Raw genomic sequence first — 21,464 nt, forward strand, 5'->3', positions numbered from 1 at the left:
GGAAGGAACGCTCCGGCCCTGCGGTATCGCGGACCGGAAACCCTCGCCCTCTACTTACGAGGGACTGAACGTCCCACCGAAACACCCACAGCCATGGAGGCTTCGAGATGAACACCGACCACGCCCGCGCGCTGGAGCTGATCCGCGGCGCTGAGACGGCCACTCTGCAGGCTCTGTCCGGAGACGACGGGGCAGCCGGCGAAGCGCACCGGCTGACCGCTGAGGCGGCGCGGCTGTTGGAGCCCATCACCGAGGCGGGCCCGTGCCAGCGCAAGGGCTGCACCAACGCGGTCATGCAGCGCGCCACCGGTCGTCCTCGGCTCTACTGCGGTGCGGTGTGCCAGCAGGCCGCCTACTGGGCCCGCAAGGCGGACGCCGCGTAGGACGAGCAGTCGCCGCAAGCCGACCCCTCCCGGTTCCGGGCAGGGGCTTTTTCATGCCGCCGAGGCGGCCAATCGGAGGAACATCGTGATCAGCCGCAGCAGTTTCAACTACTCGAACGAGGACCGCGAGACGAAGCGGCTCCGTCTCCGCGCCGATGCGTTCCAGTACAGCGCTGCCATGGAACGGCTGGCCGAGATGAAGCGCGAGCGCCCCGAGCAGTACGACCAGATGGGCGCTGTCGCTCACCTGTCCCTCGGCCACTACGAGGCCGCGAAGGCTGCCGCCGTGCAGCTCGGCCGCAACGTTTCCTCCTCTACCGATCGTGAGCTCTGAGAATGAACACCGACGTTTCCACGGCCGCTGACAAGCTCGCCAAGCTGCGTGCACAGGCCGACCGGCTTGCGGGTCCAATGGCGCACGCCGAGGCTGCCCTGGTGGTCGCCCAGGAGGTCGAGCAGGCCCGCCGTGCCGACCGCGCCGCCGAGTACGACCGCACGTTCCTCAAGACGTGGATGGCGCAGGCCGCCGAGCGGTCCGACCGAGGCAATGAGCTGCATGCAGAGTTCCTTGAACTCCTGTCCGCAGAGCCATGGTTTCAGGCTTACGTCGCGCACCGTGCCGAGCGGTACAAGCGCGAGAAGATCCTGACTGCCGCGCAGAGCGCACAGGCCCATCTCGGCGAGGCGCGAACTGTCCCCGAGCAGCGCTGGTACGACCTGCGCATCATTGAGGACATCACCAGCGCTGTGGACGATGCCGCTGCGGCAATCGGCGCGGCCTACGCCGAGGAACTGGCCACAGCGCGGAACGCCTACATCGAGGCGGCGGACTGACATGGCCGTTGATGCGCTCGATCCCGGCCCGGACAGGACCTATCCGTACTTCCCTCGGGACGAGCTGGGGCGGCCGGTGTGGTCGGACTCGCCCACCGGACTGGTACCGGTCAATGGCGCACCGATGCCGCGTGGAATCCAACACATGCGCGACCCTCGCCATCCTGGTCAGCTACTGGCAGTAGACGTCACGCCGAGGGATCCGAACGGGGAGCCGATCAACCCGCCGGTGATTCCGCCGGAGTCGTGAGGCGCGGGGGACTGAGCCGCCCACCAGTATCCGCCCTCGGGCGTCGACCGGCGTCGCAAGCTCGCTCAGTCCCCCAACCGGAACGGTGCGCCGGCGAGGGCCACCAGGACGACGGGGAACGGCACCAACGGCGACAGGTTGGGGCGCCCGAGGCAGGGGCGATCCGGTTCGCCCGCCCGCCAGATCGCTGGAGATCCAGGCTACGGCAGGGATTCAAAGGTGTACTGTTTCTCAAACAGCCAATCCGGAGGGTGGCTTAGTATTTCTTCCTTAGTGATGCGGGAACGATCCGAATAGACTAGGTCTTGTTGAGGTGTTTTATCGACCCTTCCATCCAGTAGAGCATCCCGAAGGTCGGATCGAACTCTCCATGTGCAACCAAAAGTCGGCGTACTGGTGTCTCCGAAGGTGAATAGCTGGACTTCTCCGCTGCTGCGCTTAAAATCGGCGCCAGCTTTAACTGTCGCTGGTAGCGACTGGTTCACCGAAACCGGAGCCTTGACAGTGAAGGACAATGACGCGTTGCCCTCCTTGAAGATGGCGGCGAATCCCTCGGTGGCTACTAGATGCTTGCCAACTAGTGCATAGTTAAGGCGCCAGTTCTTGGCGAGCAATTCGTCGCGCATTCCAGACAAGAGCAGGGATATATTCCGAATCTTTTGCGTGTGGCCCTCTGCTATGTATAGAAGAAAGCCTTTTTCCTTGCCCATAGATACGGTGAGCGTGGCCCCGATCTCGGCCACCCCGCCTTCGCCGTGGCCGGAAATCTCGAAATCCTTGTGGTTTCCGAATACCAGATTACTTACGGAATGTCGCGTTCCTCGGGTTGGCCGCACTCCAAGGAGATCCATTGCGGTCGAATCCGTGGCTACAAATAGCTTTTCATTCGTAAAGTAGCCTACATCGCCGAGGTCCAGCGTCTCGAATGGTTGCCACATTCCCCAATCTCTCGTTTTTTCGTACACCCAGCGTGCGTAGTCCGGAGGGGAAGTCATGGCGTCTCCCGTTTCTGCTCGTTCGACTACGGCGTCTCCTTCCAGGATGCTCGCGAGGCTGGGACGTCGCATCTCTGCTACAGGCGCGATCCCTCATCAACATGAGGAACCAGAAGGGCCACTCTCGATGAGGTCGCTCTCGGTGATCGACCTGCAAGGCAATTGGCAACAGCTAGCCCAAGGTGAGAGGCGCGGGGGCGGGCACGTGAGGAACGGCAGCAACTCGCCGTATATCGGTCGGGGTGCCGACGACAGGGGTGATGTGGTTCGCCTGCCACCAGGACGACCGAGAGGGGGCACCGTGCGCTGTCTCGACTGCACCGAGCCCCCGACACACCGGGGACGCTGCGAAGCCCATTACTTGTCTCGCGCCACTACAGCGGCGCCGAGCGGCTCCGCAGGCGGATCGACCGAGCGGGCTCCGCGGTCTGCGGGCTGTGCGACGGGACGTTCCCCGCCGAGCTGGTCGACGTGGACCACCGGACCCCGCTTGCCCTCGGCGGCGAGAATACGGACGGCGACGTGCAGGCGCTTTGCCGTGAGTGCCACCGAGGAAGACAGCGACGGACTTCGGGCCTACCGCTGTGCCCACCACGTCCCAACGGCACCGCCGACCGTGGTGAGCAGGGTGAGGAGCCACGGAGAGACGCGCTGAACGGTCAGCTTCACCCCGCCGCAGCGGAGTTCGAACACCGGATAAGGGTTGGTCTCACGCTTCATGGTTCCCCTCCTGCTGGTTTTGACGCGGGTAGGGACATAAAAGCGCATCCTTCCGATTCTGGCAATTTGCGTAAATGTTGCAACATTAGAAAACATTTCCCGGAGTTGCATTAATGCCCCATAAACCCCGCCCCCCGTGCAGCGTCCCCGGGTGCCCGGAGCTGACCGCCCGTGGTGGTCGCTGTCCGCAGCACCAGCGGGAGGCAGATCAGCAGCGAGGCAGTGCGGCAGAGCGCGGGTACGACACTCGGCGTTGGGCTCGCATCCGTCGCGCCTACCTGTACGCCCATTCGTGGTGCGTGCTGTGCGGTCGCTCGGCCGTGGTCGCTGACCACTTCCCCGAGTCGCGCCGCTCGCTTCTCGCCTGTGGTGTCGCTGACCCGGACGCTTGGCACCGCTTGCGCCCGCTGTGCACCCAGTGTCACAGCCGCGAGACGGCTGCCCATCAGCCCGGCGGTTGGGCTGCTGAGCGAGTCAAACCGACAAAGCTCTGACCTGCGCTTTTACCAGGGGGCACCCCCTGCCCCTCCCGACCCTGACCGGCAGGGAGGGAAAAAACTCGCATGGCTAATCACGCCGCTTTGGTGGGCGCTGGGCTGGGCAAGGGACGTATAGCCTCTCCCTTCAAGGCTTGAAAGGGGTCATGGCCGCTGAATTCCGCGAATACTGAGAGCTGGGACCGCCGCGCATGGCCCCGTACCTTCCTTGCCCCATGGGGCGGTCGGTGCGGGGCTATTTGTCGTTGTCTGGCCTAGCCGAGATAAGGGCTAGCTCGGTTCTCCAAAAAGTGTTGAAGTCGAAGCTTCTGGGTGTGATGCATCGGCAGGCTACCAATGTCCTCCGGAGCTACGAACTGGAGATCGGTCGACTCGCTGGAGATCCGGAGTTCTCCACCCGTAATGCGCGCGGTGAAGCAGACATTGAACTGTTGCCGCACCTCGCCGTCCGAGTAGGCGATCACGTGTCGCGGGTCGGTGTACGTGCCGACGAGTCCAGTGATCTCGACGTCGAGACCGGTCTCTTCACGGACCTCCCGAATGGCCGTTCCCGGAAGCGACTCACCTAGATCCATCGTGCCGCCAGGCAGCGCGTACAAACCATTGTCGGTACGTCGTTGGAGCAGGATGCGCCCTTCGTCATCGGTCACGACTGCGGACGCTGCCACCACCAGCCGGTTTGGCTTGGGCGCGTTGGGATCGTCGTAGAACTCGGTGCGTGCCACGTGATCAGCTCTCCTCAACGGTTCGGGCGGCGTTCCACACTGCGTCGAAGCTCGCAGCATAGGTGTCGAACAGCGTCCCTGCGCCGGTCCTCCGCAGATGCCAGACCGGGGCTCCGAAGGCGTTGACGCCCCAGACATGTGCGTTCACCAGGACCTGGTCATCTGCTCGGTAGAGGCTGTTGTAGAGCGTGGTCCCGTGGGTGCGGATCTCGATGCCCGGCGTGCCGAGCAGCGGGCGGTAATGCATGAGGGCGAGCCTGCACCGGGACTCGATGCCGTGGCCGAACCGCTCTTCCTCCCCACGTTGCTTGACGTTCTCACTGTCGGCATCGCCGAGGGCGATCCGGACCACACATCCTTCGGCGGCGCGCTCACGGAGTAGATCGTTGAGCCGAGGGTACGCCTCGTGCAGGAACACGGCCGCGTAGACCAGCACGTCGATGCGCTCCGTGGCCTTTCCGATCAGGTCCACGAAGACGGATACCGGCAGGTCGGCTCGCTGTTCGTACAGGGCGACCAGTTCGGGGCTTATCGCGCGTGCAGCGCGCGGCTGCCGCAGGCTCGGCCACAGTGCGAACATGTCTTCTCCGAGAGCTTCGGCAGCCATGCGGGCTGTACCTAACCGAGGTGTGCGGTTCTGATTGGCCCACCGCTCAACCGACTTGGTGTCCACGCCGGCTCTCTCGGCCAGGGCTGAGCACGTCCAACCGCCCGACGCCATAACGTCTTTCAGTCTCTCGTTCGGCATCTCGCTTGTCTCCCCACACATCACGGACCTTTGGTAGGGACGTTCTACCGCACGAGGGACGTTCTGAAGTGTCCCTTGCGAGAGGTTCCACCGTCCCGGGTGCCTGCCAGATCTTGGTGTCAACTCGGCGGAGAGGAGCGGAGGCAGTGGCACCGCGCAAGGCAACCCGGACGATCTACAAGCCCAAGGTCGGCGAGGTAGTCAGAGACCGTGCCCACAAGGGGGCGGAGGGCACTTACATGGGCACCCAAGGCGGCATGGCCTACCTTCGCCCCCGAGGCGGCGGGCAGGAATGGGAGACCTATCCGAACGAGATCGAAGCCCTGCCGGATGGCCCGGAGCTGATCACCGTGATGCGGCCGAGTTCGCCGCGCTGTGCTCCGGAGCGGATTGAACCGTGAGGCCATCGCGCCTGGTCATCGTGGTGCGTGTTGTCCGGGCGCTGGCGACGGAGCCTCGCAATACGATCGCGTGGATGTGGGGCGCTTACGTCCAATTCACTTGGCCTGTAACGATGTTCAGTCCGTATCGCAGGAAACTGGCCCGCCGGATGAAGCTCCGTCGAGGGCTCGACCACCAGATGCGTGGGCGCCCGAGACGTGCAACCGGCACTGATACCTGACCCTTATGAGCCACCAGTGTTCGGTATCGGCGGCCCGTGGGTGGGGCAACGCCGGGCACGTGACGGCCTACCGGCCCCGTGCCCTGGTGGGCGCAGAACCGGCCCTCTTGGGCCGTCACAGACCCCCGTCCCCGCGAGGGGCGGGCCGCACGACCCGGCGACCACCCGGCCGCCGGTTCCACCGATGCAGGGAGATAACTCTCATGCTCAACGCCGATGGCGGGCACGGGGGCAACCCGGCCCCGATCCAGCCCCCGCCACCCCCGCCGCCGCCGTCCCCCGACGGTAGTTCGCCGCCCGGAGACGGGGGCCACCGCAAGTGACTGAGACCCTCCGCGAGGAGGGTGCGGACCGCCCCGGCTCCGAGCTGGGGCGGTTCCTGCTCTCCACCGGCCACATGTCCCCGGACTGGGCCGGCACGTTCAACGCCGTGCCCCGCTCGCTGTTCACGCCGCCGCGCGTCTGGTCGCACGACATGGCCACCGGCCGCAGCGTGCTGGTGGACCGGGACACGGACCCGGCCGCCTGGCAGACCGCCACGGAGGCGAACGTCCCGTTGGTCACGCAGTTCGACGACGGCGAGCACGACGGACCCGATCCGGGCACCGTGCCGACCAGCAGCCTCAGCATGCCGAGCGTCGTCATGTCGATGCTGCGCGACCTGGACGTGAAGCCGGGCATGCGGGTGCTCGACGCGGGCACCGGATTCGGGTGGAATGCGGCGCTGCTTGCCCACCGCCTCGGCTCACGGCAGGTCGTCAGCATCGAGTACGACCAGGACGTGTCAGCCATGGCCGCCGAGAACATGGCGCGCGCCGGACTCGCCCCCGAACTGATCACCGGTGACGGCCAACTCGGCTGGCCCAAGGGCGGCCCGTACGACCGGATCATTGCGACGTACGGGGTCCGCAAGATCCCCCAGGCGTGGATCAGGCAGTCTCAGACCGGCGGCGTCATCCTGGCCCCGTGGGGAACCGACTTCAGCCCGCTGGACGCCGTGGTGAAGCTCCACGTCCGCCCCGACGACACGGCGTCCGGCCACTTCACCGAGATGGTGGAGTTCATGAAGTCGCGGAACCAGCGCCTCACCTTCCCCGAGCACGCTGCCTACGTCCCGGAGTTCCCCGGCAACGCCGATACGAAGTACCGGACGACGCTCACGGCGGACGATCTCGGCGGGCGGTGGGCAGTCCAACGGCTCGTTACCGGGCTGGCCGTGCCGAACGTGACGCACCTGGTCCACCACCAGGACGAGGACACCACCGTGGCGTGGTTCTACAGCCTGTCGGACCGGTCATGGGCGGCCGTGGTGTGGCGCAAGGACCAGCCCGAAACCACCGTGTACCAGGCAGGCCCTCGGAGGCTCTGGCAGGCCGTTGAGCAGGCGCTCAACTGGTGGCACGACCAGGACAGGCCCGTGCTGACCCGGTTCGGCGTCACGGTCGGGCCGGACGGCACCGTGCCGTGGCTGGACAACCCGGACAACCCGGTGCCGATCCGAGGCTGACCTCACCCGCCCTGCCGCCCTGTGTCCCCCACGGAGCGGCCGGGCTCGCCGGCGGCCCGGTCAGTGCGCTGCCCCCGTGGCGCATGGCCGGGACGCGGCTTGCGCCGCACATCCAGCGGCAATCACCCACTGCCGCCCTGCCAGACGGCCAGACACCCGGAATGCGGACACCCATGGTCGGGTTTGATTGGGGCATGGCTTCTCGTGCACGCGTACGCGCCCCTGAACTGGTCGGCGCCGGTGGCTGGCTCAACACCGGTGGCAAAGAACTGACCCTTGCCGACCTTCGAGGTCGCATTTTGGTACTAGACTTCTGGACCTTCTGCTGCATCAACTGTCTCCATGTCCTCGACGAGCTCCGGGAGTTGGAGGAGAAACACCGCGACAGCGTGGTGATCGTCGGGGTGCACTCGCCGAAGTTCGTGCACGAGGCGGACCATCGGGCGGTGGTGGACGCGGTGGCCCGGTACGAGGTGCACCATCCGGTGCTGGACGATCCGGAGCTGGTGACGTGGAAGCAGTACGCGGTGCGGGCCTGGCCGACGCTGGTGGTGATCGACCCGGAGGGGTATGTGGTCGCGCAGCACGCGGGTGAGGGGCATGCGCACGCGATCGCCAGGCTGGTCGAGGAGCTGGAGGCGGAGCACGAGGCGAAGGGCACCTTGCGGCGCGGCGACGGGCCGTACGTGGCGCCCGAGCCGCAGGCGGGTGACCTGCGGTTTCCGGGAAAGGCGGTGCGGCTGCCGAACGGGCACTACCTGGTGGCGGATTCCGGCCACCACGCGCTCGTGGAGCTCGCCGAGGACGGCGAGACGGTGGTGCGGCGGATCGGCGACGGCGTGCGCGGCCTGGTGGACGGCGCCGCGCCGCGGTTCAGCGAGCCGCAGGGCCTGGCGCTCGTCCCGGAGGGCCTCGGCCTCGGCTACGACGTGGTGGTGGCCGACACCGTCAACCACGCGCTGCGCGGGGTCCGGCTCGCCGACGGCACGGTGACCACGCTGGCCGGCACCGGCCGCCAGTGGTGGCAGGGCTCGCCGGCCTCCGGGGAGGCCACCGCCGTCGATCTGTCCTCGCCGTGGGACGTCGCGTTCTTCGACGGCAGGGTCTGGATCGCGATGGCCGGCGTGCACCAGCTGTGGTCGTTCGACCCGGTGGCCAAGGCGGTCGCGGTCGCGGCCGGCACCACCAACGAGGGCCTGGTCGACGGCCCCGCCGAGCAGTCCTGGTTCGCCCAGCCGTCCGGCCTGGCGGTCTCCGCCGACGGCGAGCGGCTGTGGGTCGCCGACTCGGAGACCTCCGCGCTGCGCTGGGTCGCGCGCGGGACGCACGAGGTGCACACCGCCGTCGGCACCGGCCTGTTCGACTTCGGTCACCGTGACGGGGCGGCCGAACAGGCCCTGTTCCAGCACCCGTTGGGCGTCACCGTGCTCCCGGACGGCTCGGTCGCGGTGGCCGACACCTACAACCACGCGCTGCGCCGCTTCGACCCGGCGAGCGGTGAGGTCTCCACGCTGGCCACCGACCTGCGGGAGCCGTCCGGCGCGGTGGTGGTGGACGGCGACATCGTGGTGGTGGAGTCCGCCCGGCACCGGCTGACCAGGCTGCGGCTGCCCGAGGAGGCCGTCCGGGTGGAGGCCGTCGCGCACCGCACGCAGCGCGCCGCGACCGAGGTCGCCCCGGGCACGCTCCGCCTCGACGTGGTGTTCTCCGCGCCCACCGGCCAGAAGCTGGACGAGCGCTACGGCCCGTCCACCCGCCTGCTGGTCAGCTCCACCCCGCCCGGGCTGCTCACCGCCGGCGCGGGCGCGGACAGCGCGCTCTCCCGCGAGCTGGTGCTCGCGGAGGGCGTGACGGAGGGCGTGCTGCACGTCTCCGCGATGGCCGCGTCCTGCGACGACGACCCGGCGATCGAGTACCCGGCCTGCCACGTCCACCAGCAGGACTGGGGCGTGCCGGTGAAGGTGGTGCCGGGCGGCGCGACGCGGCTGCCGCTGGTGCTGGCGGGCATGGAGTGACCGGGCGTCAGGGTGTGGGAGGCCTCCCGGGGCTCTCCCACACCCTGACCACCGCTCAGCCTTCCAGGAACGCCTTGATGGCCCCCGCCAGGTAGTACGGGTCCTCCGCGCCGCACAGTTCGCGGGCCGAGTGCATGGACAGCGCCGCGATGCCGCAGTCGACCGTCGTGATGCCGAGGCGAGCCGCGGTGATCGGGCCGATCGTCGTACCGCAGGGCATCGCGTTGTTGGAGACGAAGCTCTGCCACGGGACGCCGGCCTTCTCGCAGGCGGCGGCGAACACGGCCCGCCCGACGCCGTCGGTGGCGTACCGGTTGTTGACGTTGACCTTGAGGATGGGGCCGCCGTTGGGCAGCGGGTGGTGGCCGGGCTCGTGGCGCTCGCTGTAGTTGGGGTGGACGGCGTGCCCCATGTCGGAGGACAGGCAGATGGTGCCGGCCAGCGCGCGGGCGCGGTCCTCGGCGGTGCCGCCGCGGGCGTAGCAGGAGCGCTCCAGCACGTTGCCGAGCAGCGGGCTCTGCGCGCCGGTGTCGGACTCGCTGCCGGTCTCCTCGTGGTCGAAGGCGGCGAGCACCGGGATGCAGGGCAGGTCGGCGCCGGACGCGGCGACGGCGGCGAGCGCGGCGGTGGCGGCGTGCACGGAGAGCTGGTTGTCCAGGCGCGGGCCGGCCAGCAGTTCGCGGTCGCGGCCGAGGTAGGAGGGCGGCTGGACGTCGTGGGCCATCAGGTCCCAGCCGATGATGTCGGCGGCGGCGAGGCCGGCCTTCTCGGCGACGTACCCCAGCAGGGCGCCCTCGGTGGTGTCGCCGAGTCCCCAGATCGGCGTCAGGTGGCGCTGGCGGTCGAGCTTGAGGCCGTCGTTGACGCTGCGGTCGAGGTGGATGGCGAGCTGCGGGACGCGCAGCAGCGGCTCGTCGAGGTGGACCAGGCGGGTGGTGCCGTCGCGCAGGACGAGCCGGCCGGAGAGGCCGAGGTCGCGGTCGAGCCAGGTGTTGAGCGGGACGCCGCCGTAGATCTCGACGGCGATCTGCCGCCAGCCGGCCGAGCCGGTGTCGGGGATGGGCTTGACCCGCAGGTTCGGCGAGTCGGTGTGGGTGCCGACCACCCGGTAGGGGGTGGCGGGGCCGGCCCCCTCGGGCACGTACCAGGCGATCAGGGCGCCGCCGCGCACCAGGTAGCGGCCGCCGCTGCCGCCCTCCCAGGCGTCCGTCTCACGGACCTCGCGGAAGCCGACCCGCTCCAGCCGCTCGACCGCGCTCTGCACCGCGTGGTACGGGGAGGGGGAGGCGGCGAGGAAGGCGATCAGGTCGTCCGTGTGCTTCCGGTCGAAGTGGGCCGTGCGGGCGGCGGTCGACATGTTGCTCCTGGGTTGAGGGCGGCCGAGCCTGATGGGGGTTAACAGGCCCGCCCCCTGAGCATATGCCCGTACACGGACAGGACCGTGTGAAGTCCGCAACGGTGACACAACAGTGAGCATGGCGCGACCCAACGCCGCGGGGCCCGGTGGTGAACCGGGCCCCGCGGGGTGAGGGTGGGTCAGGCGGTCGGGTGAGCGACCCGCCGCCGCTCGATCAGAACGCCTCTTCGGCGAGGTCCATCAGCTCGTTGTCGACGGCCTCGGCGATCTGGCGCTGCGCGGCGGTGGTGGGCAGCACGGTGCGGGCGAAGTGCTTCGCCGCGGCGATCTTGCCCTGGTAGAAGGGGACGTCCTTCTCCGCGGCACCGGCCTCCAGCTTGGCGAGCGCGACGGCGGCCTGACGCATCAGCAGCCAGCCGACCACCACGTCGCCGGAGACCATCAGCAGGCGGGTGGTGTTCTGGCCCACCTTGTACATGTTCTTGACGTCCTGCTCGACGGCCGTCAGGTCGGCGATCAGCTTGCCGACGATGGCCTCCAGGTCGCCGGCGGCCTTGGCGAGCAGGTCGCGCTCGGGGGCCAGGTCGGCGCCGCCCTCGTTCGAGGCGAGGAACTTCTGGATCTGCTCGTTGACCGCGGTCAGCGCCTGGCCGCCGTCCTTGACGATCTTGCGGAAGAAGAAGTCCTGGCCCTGGATGGCGGTGGTGCCCTCGTACAGGGTGTCGATCTTGGCGTCCCGGATGTACTGCTCGATCGGGTACTCCTGCAGGTAACCCGAGCCGCCGAAGGTCTGCAGCGACTGGGCGAGCTGCTCGTAGGACTTCTCCGAGCCGTAGCCCTTGACGATCGGCAGCAGCAGGTCGTTCAGGCGCTCGGCGGCGGCGTCGTGCTCGCCGCGCAGGCGGGCGGCCAGCATGTCGTCCTGCACCGAGGCGGTGTAGAGGACCAGGGCGCGCATGCCCTCGGCGTACGCCTTCTGGGTGAGCAGCGAGCGGCGCACGTCCGGGTGGTGGGTGATGGTGACGCGCGGCGCGGTCTTGTCCATGAACTGCGAGATGTCGGCGCCCTGCACGCGCTCCTTGGCGTACTCCAGCGCGTTCAGGTAGCCGGTGGACAGGGTGGCGATGGCCTTCGTGCCGACCATCATCCGGGCGAACTCGATGATCTTGAACATCTGGCGGATGCCGTCGACGGTCTCGCCGAGCAGCCAGCCCTTGGCCGGGTGCTTGGCGCCGAAGGTCATCTCGCAGGTGTTGGACGCCTTGAGGCCCATCTTGTGCTCGACGTTGGTGGCGTAGGCACCGTTGCGCTCGCCGAGCTCGCCGGTCTCCCAGTCGAAGTCGTACTTCGGCACGATGTACAGGCCCAGGCCCTTGGTGCCCGGCTTGCCGCCCTCGGGGCGGGCCAGCACCAGGTGGATGATGTTCTCGGACATGTCGTGCTCGCCCGAGGTGATGAAGCGCTTGACGCCCTCGATGTGCCAGGAGCCGTCCTCCTGCTTGATCGCCTTGGTGCGGCCGGCGCCCACGTCGGAGCCCGCGTCGGGCTCGGTCAGCACCATGGTGGCGCCCCACAGGCGCTCGACCATGCGCTGGGCGACCTTCTGCTGCTCCTCGGTGCCCTCGTCGTAGACGACGCCGGCGAAGGCCGGGCCGGAGGAGTACATCCAGATCGCCGGGTTCGAGCCGAGGATCTGCTCCGCGTACGCCCAGACCAGGGAGCTCGGGGTGACCTGGCCGCCGATGCCCTCCGGGATGCCCAGGCGCCACCACTCGGAGTCCATGAAGGCCTGGTAGCTCTTCTTGAAGGTCTCCGGGATCGGGGCGGTGTTGGTCTCCGGGTCGAACACCGGCGGGTTGCGGTCGGTGTCGGTGAAGGAGGCGGCGAGGTCGTTCTCGGCCAGCCGGGAGATCTCGCTGAGGATGTTCTTCGCGGTGTCGACGTCCATGTCGGCGAACGGACCGGTGCCGTACACCTGGTCGCGGCCGAGCACCTCGAAGAGGTTGAACTCCACGTCCCGCAGGTTGGACTTGTAGTGACCCATGACCGTATCTCCGGTTCGTCTTCCACGGGCGAGCCGCTTACGGCGCACCGCTTACCCACCAGTACGCCCCATGATGCTACCCAGCGGTAACTTGTTCAACCCCTCTGCTGCGAAGCACCTATGAACGTGGTCACGTCCCACAATGCGGCCCGCCGCCGGATTGTGCGGATCACCCGCCCCCAAGCGGGGCCCGGCCCGATAGCCTTGTCCCGTGTACGGCTACGAGCAGAGCGCCTACCAGGATCCCTATCAGCAGCAGATGCAGCAGGGGATGTCCGGCATGCCCGGCGCCGGGTACGGCGACCCGCAGGCCGCCCAGCAGTCGCTCTACCCCGAACCCTCGCCGCCCTCACTGGCGGACGCGGTGCGCGCCTTCACCACGGGGGCGATGCCGGTGGAGGACTTCCAGGCCATCTTCATCACCTCGAAGGTGTACTGCCCGCGCGGCGACCGCCCCGGCTTCCTCGCGCTGCACAACACCCCGACACCGGTGATCCCGATGTTCAGCTCGCTCAAGGAGCTGAAGCGGTACGCCGGCAAGGACTCCAAGCACTTCTCGGTGACCGGCGCCGAGGTGCTCGACCTGCTGCCCACCGGCTACGGCTTCGCCCTGGACATGGAGGGCGAGCACCGGATGGTGTTCGACGCCCGCGCGGTCGAGCAGATGGTCGACTTCACCATGCGCCGGATGTACGGCTGACCTTCCCTCCCGCCCCTCCCCGGGCCGGAATACGTCCACGTAGTTCAACGTTCAACCTTGCGAGTGGTTGAGAGTTGAACTACTGTGGTGGACGTAGGCCACAGACCCGCCGAAGGAGGCCGACATGCCCGCCGTGACCGTCGAGAACCCGCTGACCCTGCCGCGCGTGACCACGCCCGACCCGGTGCACAGCACCGCCCGGCCGGTCCTCACCGTGGCCACCGCCCCCGAGGGCTACGAGGGCGAGGGCTTCCCCGTCCGCCGCGCCTTCGCGAAGATCAACACCAAGTTCCTCGACCCGTTCATCATGATGGACCAGATGGGCGAGGTGGACTACGAGGCCGGCGAGCCCAAGGGAACCCCCTGGCACCCGCACCGCGGCTTCGAGACCGTCACCTACATCATCGACGGCACCTTCATCCACCGTGACTCGCACGGCGGCGGCGGTGTCATCACCGACGGCGACACCCAGTGGATGACGGCCGGCTCCGGCCTGCTCCACATCGAGACCCCGCCCGAGTCCCTGGTCATGTCCGGCGGCCTGTTCCACGGCCTCCAGCTGTGGGTCAACCTGCCCGCCTCCGACAAGATGATCACCCCGAAGTACCAGGACATCCGCAGCGGCAGCGTCAAGCTCCTCACCTCCGAGGACGGCGGCGCGCTGGTCCGCCTGATCGCCGGCGAGATCGACGGCCACCAGGGCCCGGGCGCCACCCACACCCCGATCACCATGATCCACGTCTCGCTCACCCCCGGCGCCCAGCTCACCCTCCCCTGGCGCTCCGACTTCAACGCCCTCGCCTACGGCCTGGCCGGCAGCGGCTCCGCCGGCACCGAGCAGCGCCCCTTCCACATGGGCCAGGCCGTGGTCTTCGGCGACGGCGACACCCTCACCATCCGCGCCGACGAGAAGCAGGACTCCCGCTCCTCCAGCTTCGAGTTCGTCCTCCTCGGCGGCCTCCCGATCCGCGAGCCCGTCGCCTGGTACGGCCCGTTCGTCATGAACAGCCACCGCGAACTCCAGCAGGCCATGGAGGACTTCCAGGCCGGCCGCCTCGGCACCATCCCCGCCGACGAGCACTGACCCCCCGCCAACTCCCCAAGCCCGCGCACCCCGTCCTCGGAGGGGGTGCGCGGGCTTTTCGTGTCCGGCGGGAAATTCGGGCTCAACCTTTCTCCGCACTCGCGCATTGAGGACGGGTGAGAGACGCGAACCAGGAGGGGTGGATGCGCGGACCGGACGAATTGGGGTTCGAGGAGTACGCGGCGACGCGCGGGAGACGGCTGTACCGGACGGCGTACCTGCTGTGCGGGAACCGGCACCGGGCCGAGGACCTGGCGCAGGCGACGCTCGCGAAGCTGTTCGCACACTGGCGGCGGGCTTCCCGGATGGAGAACCTCGACGCCTACACCCGCACCGTGCTGACCCGCACCTTTCTCGCGGAGCAGCGCAAGTGGTCGGTGGCCCGCCGGCTCGGGGCGCTGGCGGGGTCGCCCGAGGTGTCCCCGGATGGGGACACCGACCTGCGGGTGACGCTGCTGACCGCGCTGGCCGAACTCCCGGCGCGGGCCCGGGCGATGGTCGTCCTGCGGTACTGGGAGGACCTGAGCGTGGAGACGGTGGCCGAGCTCCTCGGCTGCAGTACCGGCACCGTCAAGAGCCAGTGCTCCCGTGCGCTGGCCCGGCTCCGCGAACAGCTCGGCGAGCCGAGCCCGTACACGCCCGCGTGAGCGCCGCCGTGAATTCCGACCGAGACCGTGAGGGAGTACGACATGCATGAGCAGGCGCCGGAGGCGCTCTTTGTCAAAGAGGCGATGGACCAGGCCACCGACGACCTGGTCGAGCCGATCGGGTTGACCGCCCGGGCGGTACGGGACGGGCGCCGGCGGCGGCTGCGGTCGCGGCTGGCGGTCGGCGGGGCGGCCGCGTGCACGGCGGCGCTGGGGGTGACGGGGCTGGCGGCCGTGCTGCCCGGCACCGGGGACGGCACGGGTTCCACCGCCGTCCTGATGGGGGACGGGGCGCCACCGCGGGTCTTCCCGACCGTCACGTTCTCCCCCACCGCCGGCCCGTCCGCGCCGACGACCCCGCCGAGCGAGGCCGAGCGGCAGCGGATCGAGACGTTCCGGCAGGCGACGGCCGGGGTCCTGCAGGACCTGCTCCCGCCGGAGCTCGGCCAGATCCAGCTGGTCGCCGACGACGTGTCCGGCTACCAGGCGATCTCCCCGCAGGGCACCTACTTCGTCCGGTTCTCCGTAGCTCCCGCCCCGGACGGCTCGCGGGAGAAGTTCTGTCCGCCGGCCGATGTGGAACAGAAGGGAACGTGTCAGGTGGTGCAGCTGCCGGACGGCACGCCGGCCACCGTACGGGTGGCGCCCTCGGGCGACGGCTCGGTGACGGGTACCTCGGCGACCTTCCACTTCGGCGGCAGCGATGTGGCCATTTTCGTCAACGCCTCCGGCATCAACGGCAGTTCGGCGCCGGTGACGGACACGCAGATGGCGGATTTCATCCGCGCGCCCCGGGTCCTGGACCTGATTCGGCAGGCCGACCAGCACCCCGTGCAGGAACCCCAGATCTCCCACAACGAAGGGGAGAGCCGATGAAGCGACGCACCGCCCCCTCTGTGACCCGCTGAACCGCCGACCCGCCCGAACGCACGGAAGGCGCCGTCCCGCCGGTGGGCAACTGCCCCGGCGGGACGGCGTGTTGGTTCACTCAGGAACGCTGTGGCGACGTGTCAGGTGAGGGCGAGGCTGATCTGGTCGTTGAAGACCACCCAGTGCTGGCCCTTGTCGTTGACGTCGCACGGCTTGGTGGAGATGTTCGGGGAACCCCAGGCGTTGGCGAGGCAGTAGCCGGGGGCGAGGGTGAGCGAGATCTGCTGGCCCGAGATGGTCCAGTACTGGCCCGGGTCGCCCGAGGCGCACGCCTTGGTGGAGACGTCCGGGGCACCCCACTTGTTGGCCAGACAGTAGCCGCGGGCGTTGGTGAGGGAGATCTGTTCGCCCGAGACGGTCCAGTGCTGGCCCTGGTCGTTGGTGTCGCACGGCTTGGTGCCGACGTTCGGCGTCCCCCAGGCGTTGGCGAGGCAGTAGGTGCCGGGGGTGCGCGTGGTCGCGTGGCTGGTGTCGGCCGCTCCGGCGCCGCCGGTCGGCAGGAAGGAGGCGGCGAGCCCCATCGCGGCAATGGCGAGCGTCTTGCGGAAAGCGAGGGCCATGAGGCGTTTCCGTTCTGGTCGCAAGGCCGCACGATTCCCCTGCGGCCATGGGGTTTTCTCGGCCCGGACCCGGGCGCAGGCAAATTTCTAGCACCGGGCGACCGCGAACCAGTGGCGTTGCGCGCCGGGGTTCATCCGAATGGGCAGCCCGGGGGCAGTCCAGCGCGTTCACTGCCGGCCGGGCGCCCTTCGTAGGCTTGGCCCGGCAAGGACACCGCGCGAGAAGTGAGGACCAGCGATGGCAACGATCCATCAGACCACGATGACCCCGGGCAAGTTGGACCTGCTGGCCGACTGGCTGCCGAAGCAGGACTGGTACCGGCCCGGCGGCGGCGCGCTGGTGCGGGCCGGCGGATTCCGGCTGGACGACCCGGCGGGCGAGGTCGGCATCGAGCTGATGGTGGTGGCGGACGGTCAGGCCGCCTACCTGGTGCCGATGGCGTACCGGGGCGCACCGCTGGACGGGGCGCCCGAGGGCGCGCTGATCGGGATCGCCGAGCACGGGGTGCTGGGCACCCGCTGGTTCTACGACGGCGAGCAGGACCCGGTGGTCCGCGCCGAGTTGACCGAACTGCTGCGCGGCCGGGCGGTGCCGCAGAAGCAGAGCGAGAGCGACATGGTGGACGACACGGTGGCGGTGGCGGCCGTCGCCGGCGAGGTGACGGTGACGCTGCGCCGGGAGCTGCGGCCCGCCGGGGAGCCCGCGCCGGGCGAGGTGGTCGCCGGCTACACCGCGCCGGACGGGTCGGCGGCCCGCGCGGTGTACCTGACGGCCGGCCGGTAACGGAGCTCCAACTGCCCGGTCACAGGCGGGCGTAGAGCGCCGCCGCGTCGTCGTGGGCCTTGCCGCGGGGCCACCGGACGCAGTCCGCGTCGGTGCGCTCCGCGGCTCGGACCTGGGCGATCAGCTCGGCGGGGCCGGCCTCGGCGAGCAGTCGGACGGCGTCGGCCCAACTGCCCAGCCCCAGACGCTCGGTGAAGCGGGAGGCGCCGTCCGACAGGGCGGCCACCCCGTGCAGGTCGGCGCGCGTGACCACGCCGGTCTCGGCGTGCTGGGCGGCCTCCGGGGTGGCGGCGGCGATCCACGGCCCGTGGCCGGAGTTGCGCGCGGCGCGGACGGCGATCGCGTACCGCAGGTAGAGGTCGGCGCGTTCGGCGGTGCCGGGGACGGTCGACCAGACCTGGCGGCGCAGTTCCTCGCCGCCGGGGAAGCGCTGGTTGTCGCCGATCACCCGGGGCGGGCCGGCCTTGGGGTGCAGCACCAGCAGGGAGTCGCCGAGCGCCAGGTACTCCAGGGCGTCGCCGCGCAGGCGGGCGGCGACCACCATCGCGGCGGGCGTGTTGGGGTTGGCCAGGTCGCAGGTGTCGCCGTGCAGGGCGGCGGTGTCGGCGATGGCGTCGGCCAGGCAGTCGGCGACGGCCCGGTCGGGGTGGTCGGTGAGCCGGGCCACCAGGTGCGCGCCGAGGCGGCGCACGTACCAGGGAATGCCGTGGCCGCAGCCGGAGTCCAGGGTGTCCGGGGCGCTGGAGCCGTCCAGCAGCACCAGAACCTCCGGGGTGGCCACCACGAAGTCCTCGCAGGCCCGGTCGGGGCGGCGCGCGTCGACTGCCAGCTGTACCCGCATGCCTCACAGTCTGCGTCGGCCACCGGTCCTTCGAACAGGGGCTGTTCGACCCTTCCGTTCGCCCCTCTCGCGCAACGATTCGGACATAATTGGACCAAATATGGCAACTCGCCAAGGCTTCGTGACAGGAGAGTCCCATGGTCTGGCAGTTCTTCGTTCTGGTGATCGCCTCGTTCGGCTTCCCGATCCTCGCCCTGCTGTTCATGATGGGCGGCCTGCAGTACCGCGACGAGCGGCACCCCCACGGCACGGCACGCCGGGACTGACCGACTCCGGTGTCGGCCGACAGCCGCCCCCGTCGGCATGGGAGGGTGTGCTGCAGCACACCCCACTCCCGTCCAGGAGGTCCCGAAATGAGCAGCGACACCGCCCCGGCAGCCGAGCCCGCGCCGGAGGCCGCCGCCGACGCCACCGCCGACACCGCCGCCGCCGAGGCACCCGGCCAGGACGACCAGAAGGCCAAGTTCCTGGCCGCGCTGCAGCGCAAGGGCGGCAACAACCGCGGGTCCGGCGGCGGCCCCGGCGGCGACTCGAAGATCCACGGCACCGCCGCCGCGGCCGGCGGCAAGCGCACCTTCCGCCGCAAGAGCGGCGGCTGAGACCCCGGCGCGAACGGCCGGTCCCGCCCGGGGCCGGCCGTTCGGCGTCTGTGCCCGGTGATTCAGTCGGTGTGCTCGTCCGGGAAGTACGGGGTCTCGCGGAGGAACAGCGCCCCGCAGGTGTGGCAGTTGCGGTCGGGATCGAGCGTCCAGCGGGTGGCGTCCTGGACGGGGGCGGCGCTGTTGAGCGTCTTGCCGCACAGGGCGGTGAGGTCCGCGTCGCGGACGATGTGCCAGCTGACCACGGAGTCCGTGGCGCCGTCGGGGCCGGTCTCGGCGCGCATCTGATGCATCATGATCACCATCGTCCGCCGACCGGACATACCCGGCAATTCGCGCAGGCGGTCAGGGCTGCGCCGGGGGCTCCGACAGCACCTCGCGGACCTCGATCGGCATGTTCATCGGCTTTCCGTCGTGGCCCGGCGCGGCGGACAGCAGCGCGGCGATCTCCAGCACCCGCGCGTCGCTCGCGCAGTTGACGATCCACCAGCCGAACAGGAACTCCTTCCCAGCCGGGAACGGCCCCTCGGCGACGGACGCCCCGCCGTCGCCGGCCCGGACGATCCGCGCCGTGTCGGGCATCGCCAGGCCTTGGGCCTCGACGAGTTCGCCGCTGGCGGTGAGCTCGGCCACCGAACGGCGCATGAAGGCGATGTGCACGGCGGTCGCCGCCGGATCCCAGGAGGGGATCGGGGGAACGGCGGTGTCCGACTGGCTGAAGTGCATCTGCAGCATGTGCGTCACGGCGGACGGCTCCTCTCGGTTCGGGCGTTCTCGTCCCATCATCCTGAGGACGGAGCTGCGGCCCGGTTCTCGACACCGCGCCCCGCATGCTCGCTCGGACCGCGGGCCGGAGGGACGGGCAGAGCGCCCGGTGCGGCCGTCAGGACGCGGTGCGCAGCAGCGGGGCGGTGAGGATCTTGTCGAAGCTGACGGTGGCGCCGCGCTGCGGGTGGGTGCGGAGCTGGACGTGGTCCGCGAGGGCGTGGATGAGGAACAGGCCGCGGCCGGACTCGGCGGTCAGGTCGGGCAGCACGCCGGGGTCGGTGGCCTGCAGGGCGGGGCGCAGCGCGGGCAGGACGTGGGTGTCGTAGGGGGCGGCGGGCCGGTCGGCGGCGGGGCTGCGGGTGGCCAGCACCCGGGCGGGAACGGAAGCGCGGCCCCGGCGGGTGCGGCAGCGCGGCGCGGGGCGGTCGGCAGCTGGGCGGTCGGCGGCGGGACGGTCGGCTGCCGGGCGGTCGGTGGCGGCGGGCCGGTCGGCCGGACGGCGGCGTGGGCGGGACGCGGCGGGCGCGGCCGGGGCCGGACTGGTGTTGGTGACCTCGATCCGCAGGCGGTCGCCGCTGAGCGCGGCGGTGACCTGGAAGGTGTCCCCGAAGTGGCCGGGCCCGGCGTGTTCGACCGCGTTGGCGCAGGCTTCGGTGAGGGCGAGGCCGAGGTCGAAGGCGTCCTGCGGGTCGACTCCGGCGGAGTCCATGGCGCCGAGCAGGATGCGGCGGGCGAGCGGCACGCTGGCCGGGTCGCGCTTGAGGTGCAGAGTCCACCAGATGTCCACGGGAGATCCCTCCTGGCTGCGGCTCCACATACAACTAGCTATCTCCTCGGCGGTGCGCGGTGAACCGTCCGCACTCGCCGGTACCGCCCGTTCGGCGGATGGACTGCCCTTGTCGGGTGTGCCGATCGGCGCGTGGGCGGATGCGTGCGCCGGTCGGGTTCTCGCCATTCGCGGCGGGTTTCGGGGCCTGTCCCGGGAGCGCCTGTAGGCGGTGAGATGATGGCTCGGCCATGACTGACCCGACCGCCGCCGCCCGCCGGGGCTCCGCCCTGCCCGCGGCGCGGGTCTCGGCGGCGGCCTGGGATCTGCGGGTGCTGCGCGCGGTCCCGTTCGCGCTGGTGTGCACGCTGGTGGCGGCCTTCGGGCACGCCCGGGCGGGTGGCGCGGTGGCGCCGGACACGCTGGCGGTGGGTTTCGCCGCCGTGTGCGCGGCGGCGGCGCTGCTCGGCGGGCGGGAGCGCTCGCTGGTGTCGATCGCGGCGGCGCTGGGCGCCGGGCAGCTGGGTCTGCACGTGCTGTTCCACCGGTTCGGCGACGGCCTGGGCGGCGGCATGGCGATGACGCATCCGCCGATGGCCGGAAACGGCGGGCCCGACGCTCTGGCGTCCGTGGCAGGCCGGCTGCTGTGCAACGACACCCCCGGCGACGCCCTGACGGTCGTCCCGCCGACCACCACGGCGGACCAGGTGGTGAGCGCCGCGGGCCTGGACCCGCAGGCGTACGCGACGGCGATGCCGCACGCGGCGGGCTGGCTGGGGCTGGCGCCCGGCATGGTGCTGGCCCACCTGGCGGCGGCGCTGGTCGCGGGCTGGTGGCTGCGGCGTGGCGAGGCCGCACTGTGGCGGCTGGTGCGGACGGCGGCGCTGACCGCCCGCGAGTGGGCGGCACCGCTGCGGACGGCGGTGACGCTGCTGCTGGCGCTGCTGCTGGGCGGTCCGCGCCCGGTGGCGGCGCGCCGGGGCGGGCGGCCGGAGGACTGGCGGCTGCCGGTGGCTGCGGCGCTGCGGCACTGCGTGCTGCGCAGGGGACCTCCCGCGGTGGCGTTCGCGCGCTGAGCCGGGCCCGGA

Annotated in this window: 25 protein-coding genes; 14 read left to right on the forward strand and 11 right to left on the reverse strand. The window is 70.1% G+C overall.

All coding sequences use genetic code 11. The features are described 5' to 3' along the window. Positions 1–107 precede the first annotated feature (107 nt). From ACFV18_RS06735 to ACFV18_RS06745, 3 genes are all read left to right on the forward strand, one after another. Positions 108–383, forward strand: coding sequence for a hypothetical protein (locus ACFV18_RS06735; RefSeq protein ID WP_380480013.1), 276 nt, complete (start codon positions 108–110; stop codon positions 381–383). An 85-nt stretch (positions 384–468) separates the two neighbouring features. Next, positions 469–717: a hypothetical protein gene (locus ACFV18_RS06740; RefSeq protein ID WP_380480015.1), complete on the forward strand. Its 249-nt coding sequence runs from the start codon at positions 469–471 to the stop codon at positions 715–717. A gap of 2 nt (positions 718–719) precedes the next feature. Continuing rightward, positions 720–1,217: a hypothetical protein gene (locus tag ACFV18_RS06745; RefSeq protein WP_380480017.1), complete on the forward strand. Its 498-nt coding sequence runs from the start codon at positions 720–722 to the stop codon at positions 1,215–1,217. Positions 1,218–1,667: 450 nt separating this feature from the next. Here the strand turns inward: ACFV18_RS06745 and ACFV18_RS06750 are convergent, their stop codons facing one another. The 4 genes from ACFV18_RS06750 to ACFV18_RS06765 form a co-directional block, all read right to left on the reverse strand. Next, positions 1,668–2,462: a hypothetical protein gene (locus tag ACFV18_RS06750; protein WP_380480019.1), complete on the reverse strand. Its 795-nt coding sequence runs from the start codon at positions 2,460–2,462 to the stop codon at positions 1,668–1,670. A gap of 576 nt (positions 2,463–3,038) precedes the next feature. Then, the gene (locus tag ACFV18_RS06755; protein WP_380480422.1) at positions 3,039–3,182 is read right to left on the reverse strand and encodes a hypothetical protein; all 144 of its coding nucleotides are present in this window, start codon (positions 3,180–3,182) and stop codon (positions 3,039–3,041) included. A gap of 751 nt (positions 3,183–3,933) precedes the next feature. Continuing rightward, the gene (locus ACFV18_RS06760) at positions 3,934–4,404 is read right to left on the reverse strand and encodes an NUDIX domain-containing protein (protein WP_380480021.1); all 471 of its coding nucleotides are present in this window, start codon (positions 4,402–4,404) and stop codon (positions 3,934–3,936) included. Positions 4,405–4,408: 4 nt separating this feature from the next. Then, entirely contained in the window at positions 4,409–5,152 is a 744-nt protein-coding gene (locus ACFV18_RS06765; protein ID WP_380480023.1) for an XRE family transcriptional regulator, read from the reverse strand. A 146-nt stretch (positions 5,153–5,298) separates the two neighbouring features. Here ACFV18_RS06765 and ACFV18_RS06770 point away from each other — a divergent pair, with 146 nt between their 5' ends. The 3 genes from ACFV18_RS06770 (at position 5,299) to ACFV18_RS06780 (ending at position 9,296) form a co-directional block, all read left to right on the forward strand. After that, a complete protein-coding gene (locus tag ACFV18_RS06770) occupies positions 5,299–5,553 on the forward strand; it encodes a hypothetical protein (protein ID WP_380480025.1) in 255 nt (84 codons plus the stop codon). Between the two features lie 540 nt (positions 5,554–6,093). Next, positions 6,094–7,281: a methyltransferase domain-containing protein gene (locus ACFV18_RS06775; protein WP_380480027.1), complete on the forward strand. Its 1,188-nt coding sequence runs from the start codon at positions 6,094–6,096 to the stop codon at positions 7,279–7,281. Between the two features lie 194 nt (positions 7,282–7,475). Beyond that, complete coding sequence (locus ACFV18_RS06780; RefSeq protein WP_380480029.1) at positions 7,476–9,296, forward strand: NHL domain-containing thioredoxin family protein; 1,821 nt, start codon at positions 7,476–7,478, stop codon at positions 9,294–9,296. A 55-nt stretch (positions 9,297–9,351) separates the two neighbouring features. Here the strand turns inward: ACFV18_RS06780 and ACFV18_RS06785 are convergent, their stop codons facing one another. Together ACFV18_RS06785 and ACFV18_RS06790 are read right to left on the reverse strand one after the other, a co-directional pair. Next, entirely contained in the window at positions 9,352–10,653 is a 1,302-nt protein-coding gene (locus tag ACFV18_RS06785; RefSeq protein WP_380480031.1) for a M18 family aminopeptidase, read from the reverse strand. Between the two features lie 214 nt (positions 10,654–10,867). Then, positions 10,868–12,697: an acyl-CoA dehydrogenase gene (locus tag ACFV18_RS06790; protein ID WP_380480033.1), complete on the reverse strand. Its 1,830-nt coding sequence runs from the start codon at positions 12,695–12,697 to the stop codon at positions 10,868–10,870. A 211-nt stretch (positions 12,698–12,908) separates the two neighbouring features. Here ACFV18_RS06790 and ACFV18_RS06795 point away from each other — a divergent pair, with 211 nt between their 5' ends. The 4 genes from ACFV18_RS06795 to ACFV18_RS06810 all read left to right on the forward strand — a co-directional run bounded on the left by ACFV18_RS06795 (position 12,909) and on the right by ACFV18_RS06810 (position 16,004). Further along, the gene (locus tag ACFV18_RS06795; protein WP_043915454.1) at positions 12,909–13,397 is read left to right on the forward strand and encodes an SseB family protein; all 489 of its coding nucleotides are present in this window, start codon (positions 12,909–12,911) and stop codon (positions 13,395–13,397) included. Positions 13,398–13,521: 124 nt separating this feature from the next. Further along, positions 13,522–14,481, forward strand: a complete 960-nt coding sequence (locus tag ACFV18_RS06800; protein WP_380480035.1) for a pirin family protein — start codon at positions 13,522–13,524, stop codon at positions 14,479–14,481. 143 nt (positions 14,482–14,624) lie between these two features. After that, positions 14,625–15,128, forward strand: a complete 504-nt coding sequence (locus ACFV18_RS06805) for a SigE family RNA polymerase sigma factor (RefSeq protein WP_380480037.1) — start codon at positions 14,625–14,627, stop codon at positions 15,126–15,128. 42 nt (positions 15,129–15,170) lie between these two features. After that, positions 15,171–16,004, forward strand: a complete 834-nt coding sequence (locus ACFV18_RS06810) for a hypothetical protein (RefSeq protein WP_380480039.1) — start codon at positions 15,171–15,173, stop codon at positions 16,002–16,004. Between the two features lie 134 nt (positions 16,005–16,138). Here the strand turns inward: ACFV18_RS06810 and ACFV18_RS06815 are convergent, their stop codons facing one another. Next, complete coding sequence (locus ACFV18_RS06815; protein WP_380480041.1) at positions 16,139–16,618, reverse strand: ricin-type beta-trefoil lectin domain protein; 480 nt, start codon at positions 16,616–16,618, stop codon at positions 16,139–16,141. A 238-nt stretch (positions 16,619–16,856) separates the two neighbouring features. Between ACFV18_RS06815 and ACFV18_RS06820 the strand changes: the two genes are divergently transcribed. Further along, a complete protein-coding gene (locus tag ACFV18_RS06820) occupies positions 16,857–17,402 on the forward strand; it encodes a 1,4-alpha-glucan branching protein (protein ID WP_380480043.1) in 546 nt (181 codons plus the stop codon). 19 nt (positions 17,403–17,421) lie between these two features. Here the strand turns inward: ACFV18_RS06820 and ACFV18_RS06825 are convergent, their stop codons facing one another. Continuing rightward, entirely contained in the window at positions 17,422–18,243 is an 822-nt protein-coding gene (locus ACFV18_RS06825) for an integrase (RefSeq protein WP_380480045.1), read from the reverse strand. Positions 18,244–18,380: 137 nt separating this feature from the next. Between ACFV18_RS06825 and ACFV18_RS06830 the strand changes: the two genes are divergently transcribed. Then, positions 18,381–18,509, forward strand: a complete 129-nt coding sequence (locus ACFV18_RS06830; RefSeq protein WP_380480047.1) for a hypothetical protein — start codon at positions 18,381–18,383, stop codon at positions 18,507–18,509. An 87-nt stretch (positions 18,510–18,596) separates the two neighbouring features. Further along, positions 18,597–18,842: a DUF5302 domain-containing protein gene (locus ACFV18_RS06835; RefSeq protein WP_380480049.1), complete on the forward strand. Its 246-nt coding sequence runs from the start codon at positions 18,597–18,599 to the stop codon at positions 18,840–18,842. A 62-nt stretch (positions 18,843–18,904) separates the two neighbouring features. Here ACFV18_RS06835 and ACFV18_RS06840 read toward each other — a convergent pair whose 3' ends face one another. From ACFV18_RS06840 to ACFV18_RS06850, 3 genes are all read right to left on the reverse strand, one after another. Next, positions 18,905–19,138, reverse strand: coding sequence for a hypothetical protein (locus ACFV18_RS06840; protein ID WP_380480051.1), 234 nt, complete (start codon positions 19,136–19,138; stop codon positions 18,905–18,907). A 49-nt stretch (positions 19,139–19,187) separates the two neighbouring features. Further along, on the reverse strand, positions 19,188–19,577 hold the full coding sequence (locus ACFV18_RS06845) for a YciI family protein (RefSeq protein WP_380480398.1): 390 nt from the start codon (positions 19,575–19,577) through the stop codon (positions 19,188–19,190). A 148-nt stretch (positions 19,578–19,725) separates the two neighbouring features. Next, entirely contained in the window at positions 19,726–20,397 is a 672-nt protein-coding gene (locus ACFV18_RS06850; RefSeq protein WP_380480052.1) for an ATP-binding protein, read from the reverse strand. A gap of 230 nt (positions 20,398–20,627) precedes the next feature. Between ACFV18_RS06850 and ACFV18_RS06855 the strand changes: the two genes are divergently transcribed. Then, positions 20,628–21,452 (forward strand): hypothetical protein, encoded by an 825-nt coding sequence (locus tag ACFV18_RS06855; RefSeq protein WP_380480054.1) that lies wholly within the window; start codon positions 20,628–20,630, stop codon positions 21,450–21,452. Positions 21,453–21,464: the final 12 nt, after the last annotated feature.

The organism is Kitasatospora sp. NPDC059673 (genome assembly GCF_042734215.1).
Taxonomy (GTDB): Bacteria; Actinomycetota; Actinomycetes; order Streptomycetales; family Streptomycetaceae; genus Kitasatospora.

Bases quoted from the DNA above. Each gene is read 5' to 3' on its own strand.
- ACFV18_RS06735 (WP_380480013.1), top strand. From the start codon at position 108: ATGAACACCGACCACGCCCGCGCGCTGGAGCTGATCCGCGGCGCTGAG.
- ACFV18_RS06745 (WP_380480017.1), top strand. From the start codon at position 720: ATGAACACCGACGTTTCCACGGCCGCTGACAAGCTCGCCAAGCTGCGT.
- ACFV18_RS06750 (WP_380480019.1), bottom strand. From the start codon at position 2,462: ATGACTTCCCCTCCGGACTACGCACGCTGGGTGTACGAAAAAACGAGA.
- ACFV18_RS06755 (WP_380480422.1), bottom strand. From the start codon at position 3,182: ATGAAGCGTGAGACCAACCCTTATCCGGTGTTCGAACTCCGCTGCGGC.
- ACFV18_RS06765 (WP_380480023.1), bottom strand. From the start codon at position 5,152: ATGCCGAACGAGAGACTGAAAGACGTTATGGCGTCGGGCGGTTGGACG.
- ACFV18_RS06780 (WP_380480029.1), top strand. From the start codon at position 7,476: ATGGCTTCTCGTGCACGCGTACGCGCCCCTGAACTGGTCGGCGCCGGT.
- ACFV18_RS06785 (WP_380480031.1), bottom strand. From the start codon at position 10,653: ATGTCGACCGCCGCCCGCACGGCCCACTTCGACCGGAAGCACACGGAC.
- ACFV18_RS06790 (WP_380480033.1), bottom strand. From the start codon at position 12,697: ATGGGTCACTACAAGTCCAACCTGCGGGACGTGGAGTTCAACCTCTTC.
- ACFV18_RS06800 (WP_380480035.1), top strand. From the start codon at position 13,522: ATGCCCGCCGTGACCGTCGAGAACCCGCTGACCCTGCCGCGCGTGACC.
- ACFV18_RS06805 (WP_380480037.1), top strand. From the start codon at position 14,625: ATGCGCGGACCGGACGAATTGGGGTTCGAGGAGTACGCGGCGACGCGC.
- ACFV18_RS06810 (WP_380480039.1), top strand. From the start codon at position 15,171: ATGCATGAGCAGGCGCCGGAGGCGCTCTTTGTCAAAGAGGCGATGGAC.
- ACFV18_RS06815 (WP_380480041.1), bottom strand. From the start codon at position 16,618: ATGGCCCTCGCTTTCCGCAAGACGCTCGCCATTGCCGCGATGGGGCTC.
- ACFV18_RS06820 (WP_380480043.1), top strand. From the start codon at position 16,857: ATGGCAACGATCCATCAGACCACGATGACCCCGGGCAAGTTGGACCTG.
- ACFV18_RS06825 (WP_380480045.1), bottom strand. From the start codon at position 18,243: ATGCGGGTACAGCTGGCAGTCGACGCGCGCCGCCCCGACCGGGCCTGC.
- ACFV18_RS06830 (WP_380480047.1), top strand. From the start codon at position 18,381: ATGGTCTGGCAGTTCTTCGTTCTGGTGATCGCCTCGTTCGGCTTCCCG.
- ACFV18_RS06835 (WP_380480049.1), top strand. From the start codon at position 18,597: ATGAGCAGCGACACCGCCCCGGCAGCCGAGCCCGCGCCGGAGGCCGCC.
- ACFV18_RS06840 (WP_380480051.1), bottom strand. From the start codon at position 19,138: ATGATGCATCAGATGCGCGCCGAGACCGGCCCCGACGGCGCCACGGAC.
- ACFV18_RS06845 (WP_380480398.1), bottom strand. From the start codon at position 19,577: ATGCTGCAGATGCACTTCAGCCAGTCGGACACCGCCGTTCCCCCGATC.
- ACFV18_RS06855 (WP_380480054.1), top strand. From the start codon at position 20,628: ATGACTGACCCGACCGCCGCCGCCCGCCGGGGCTCCGCCCTGCCCGCG.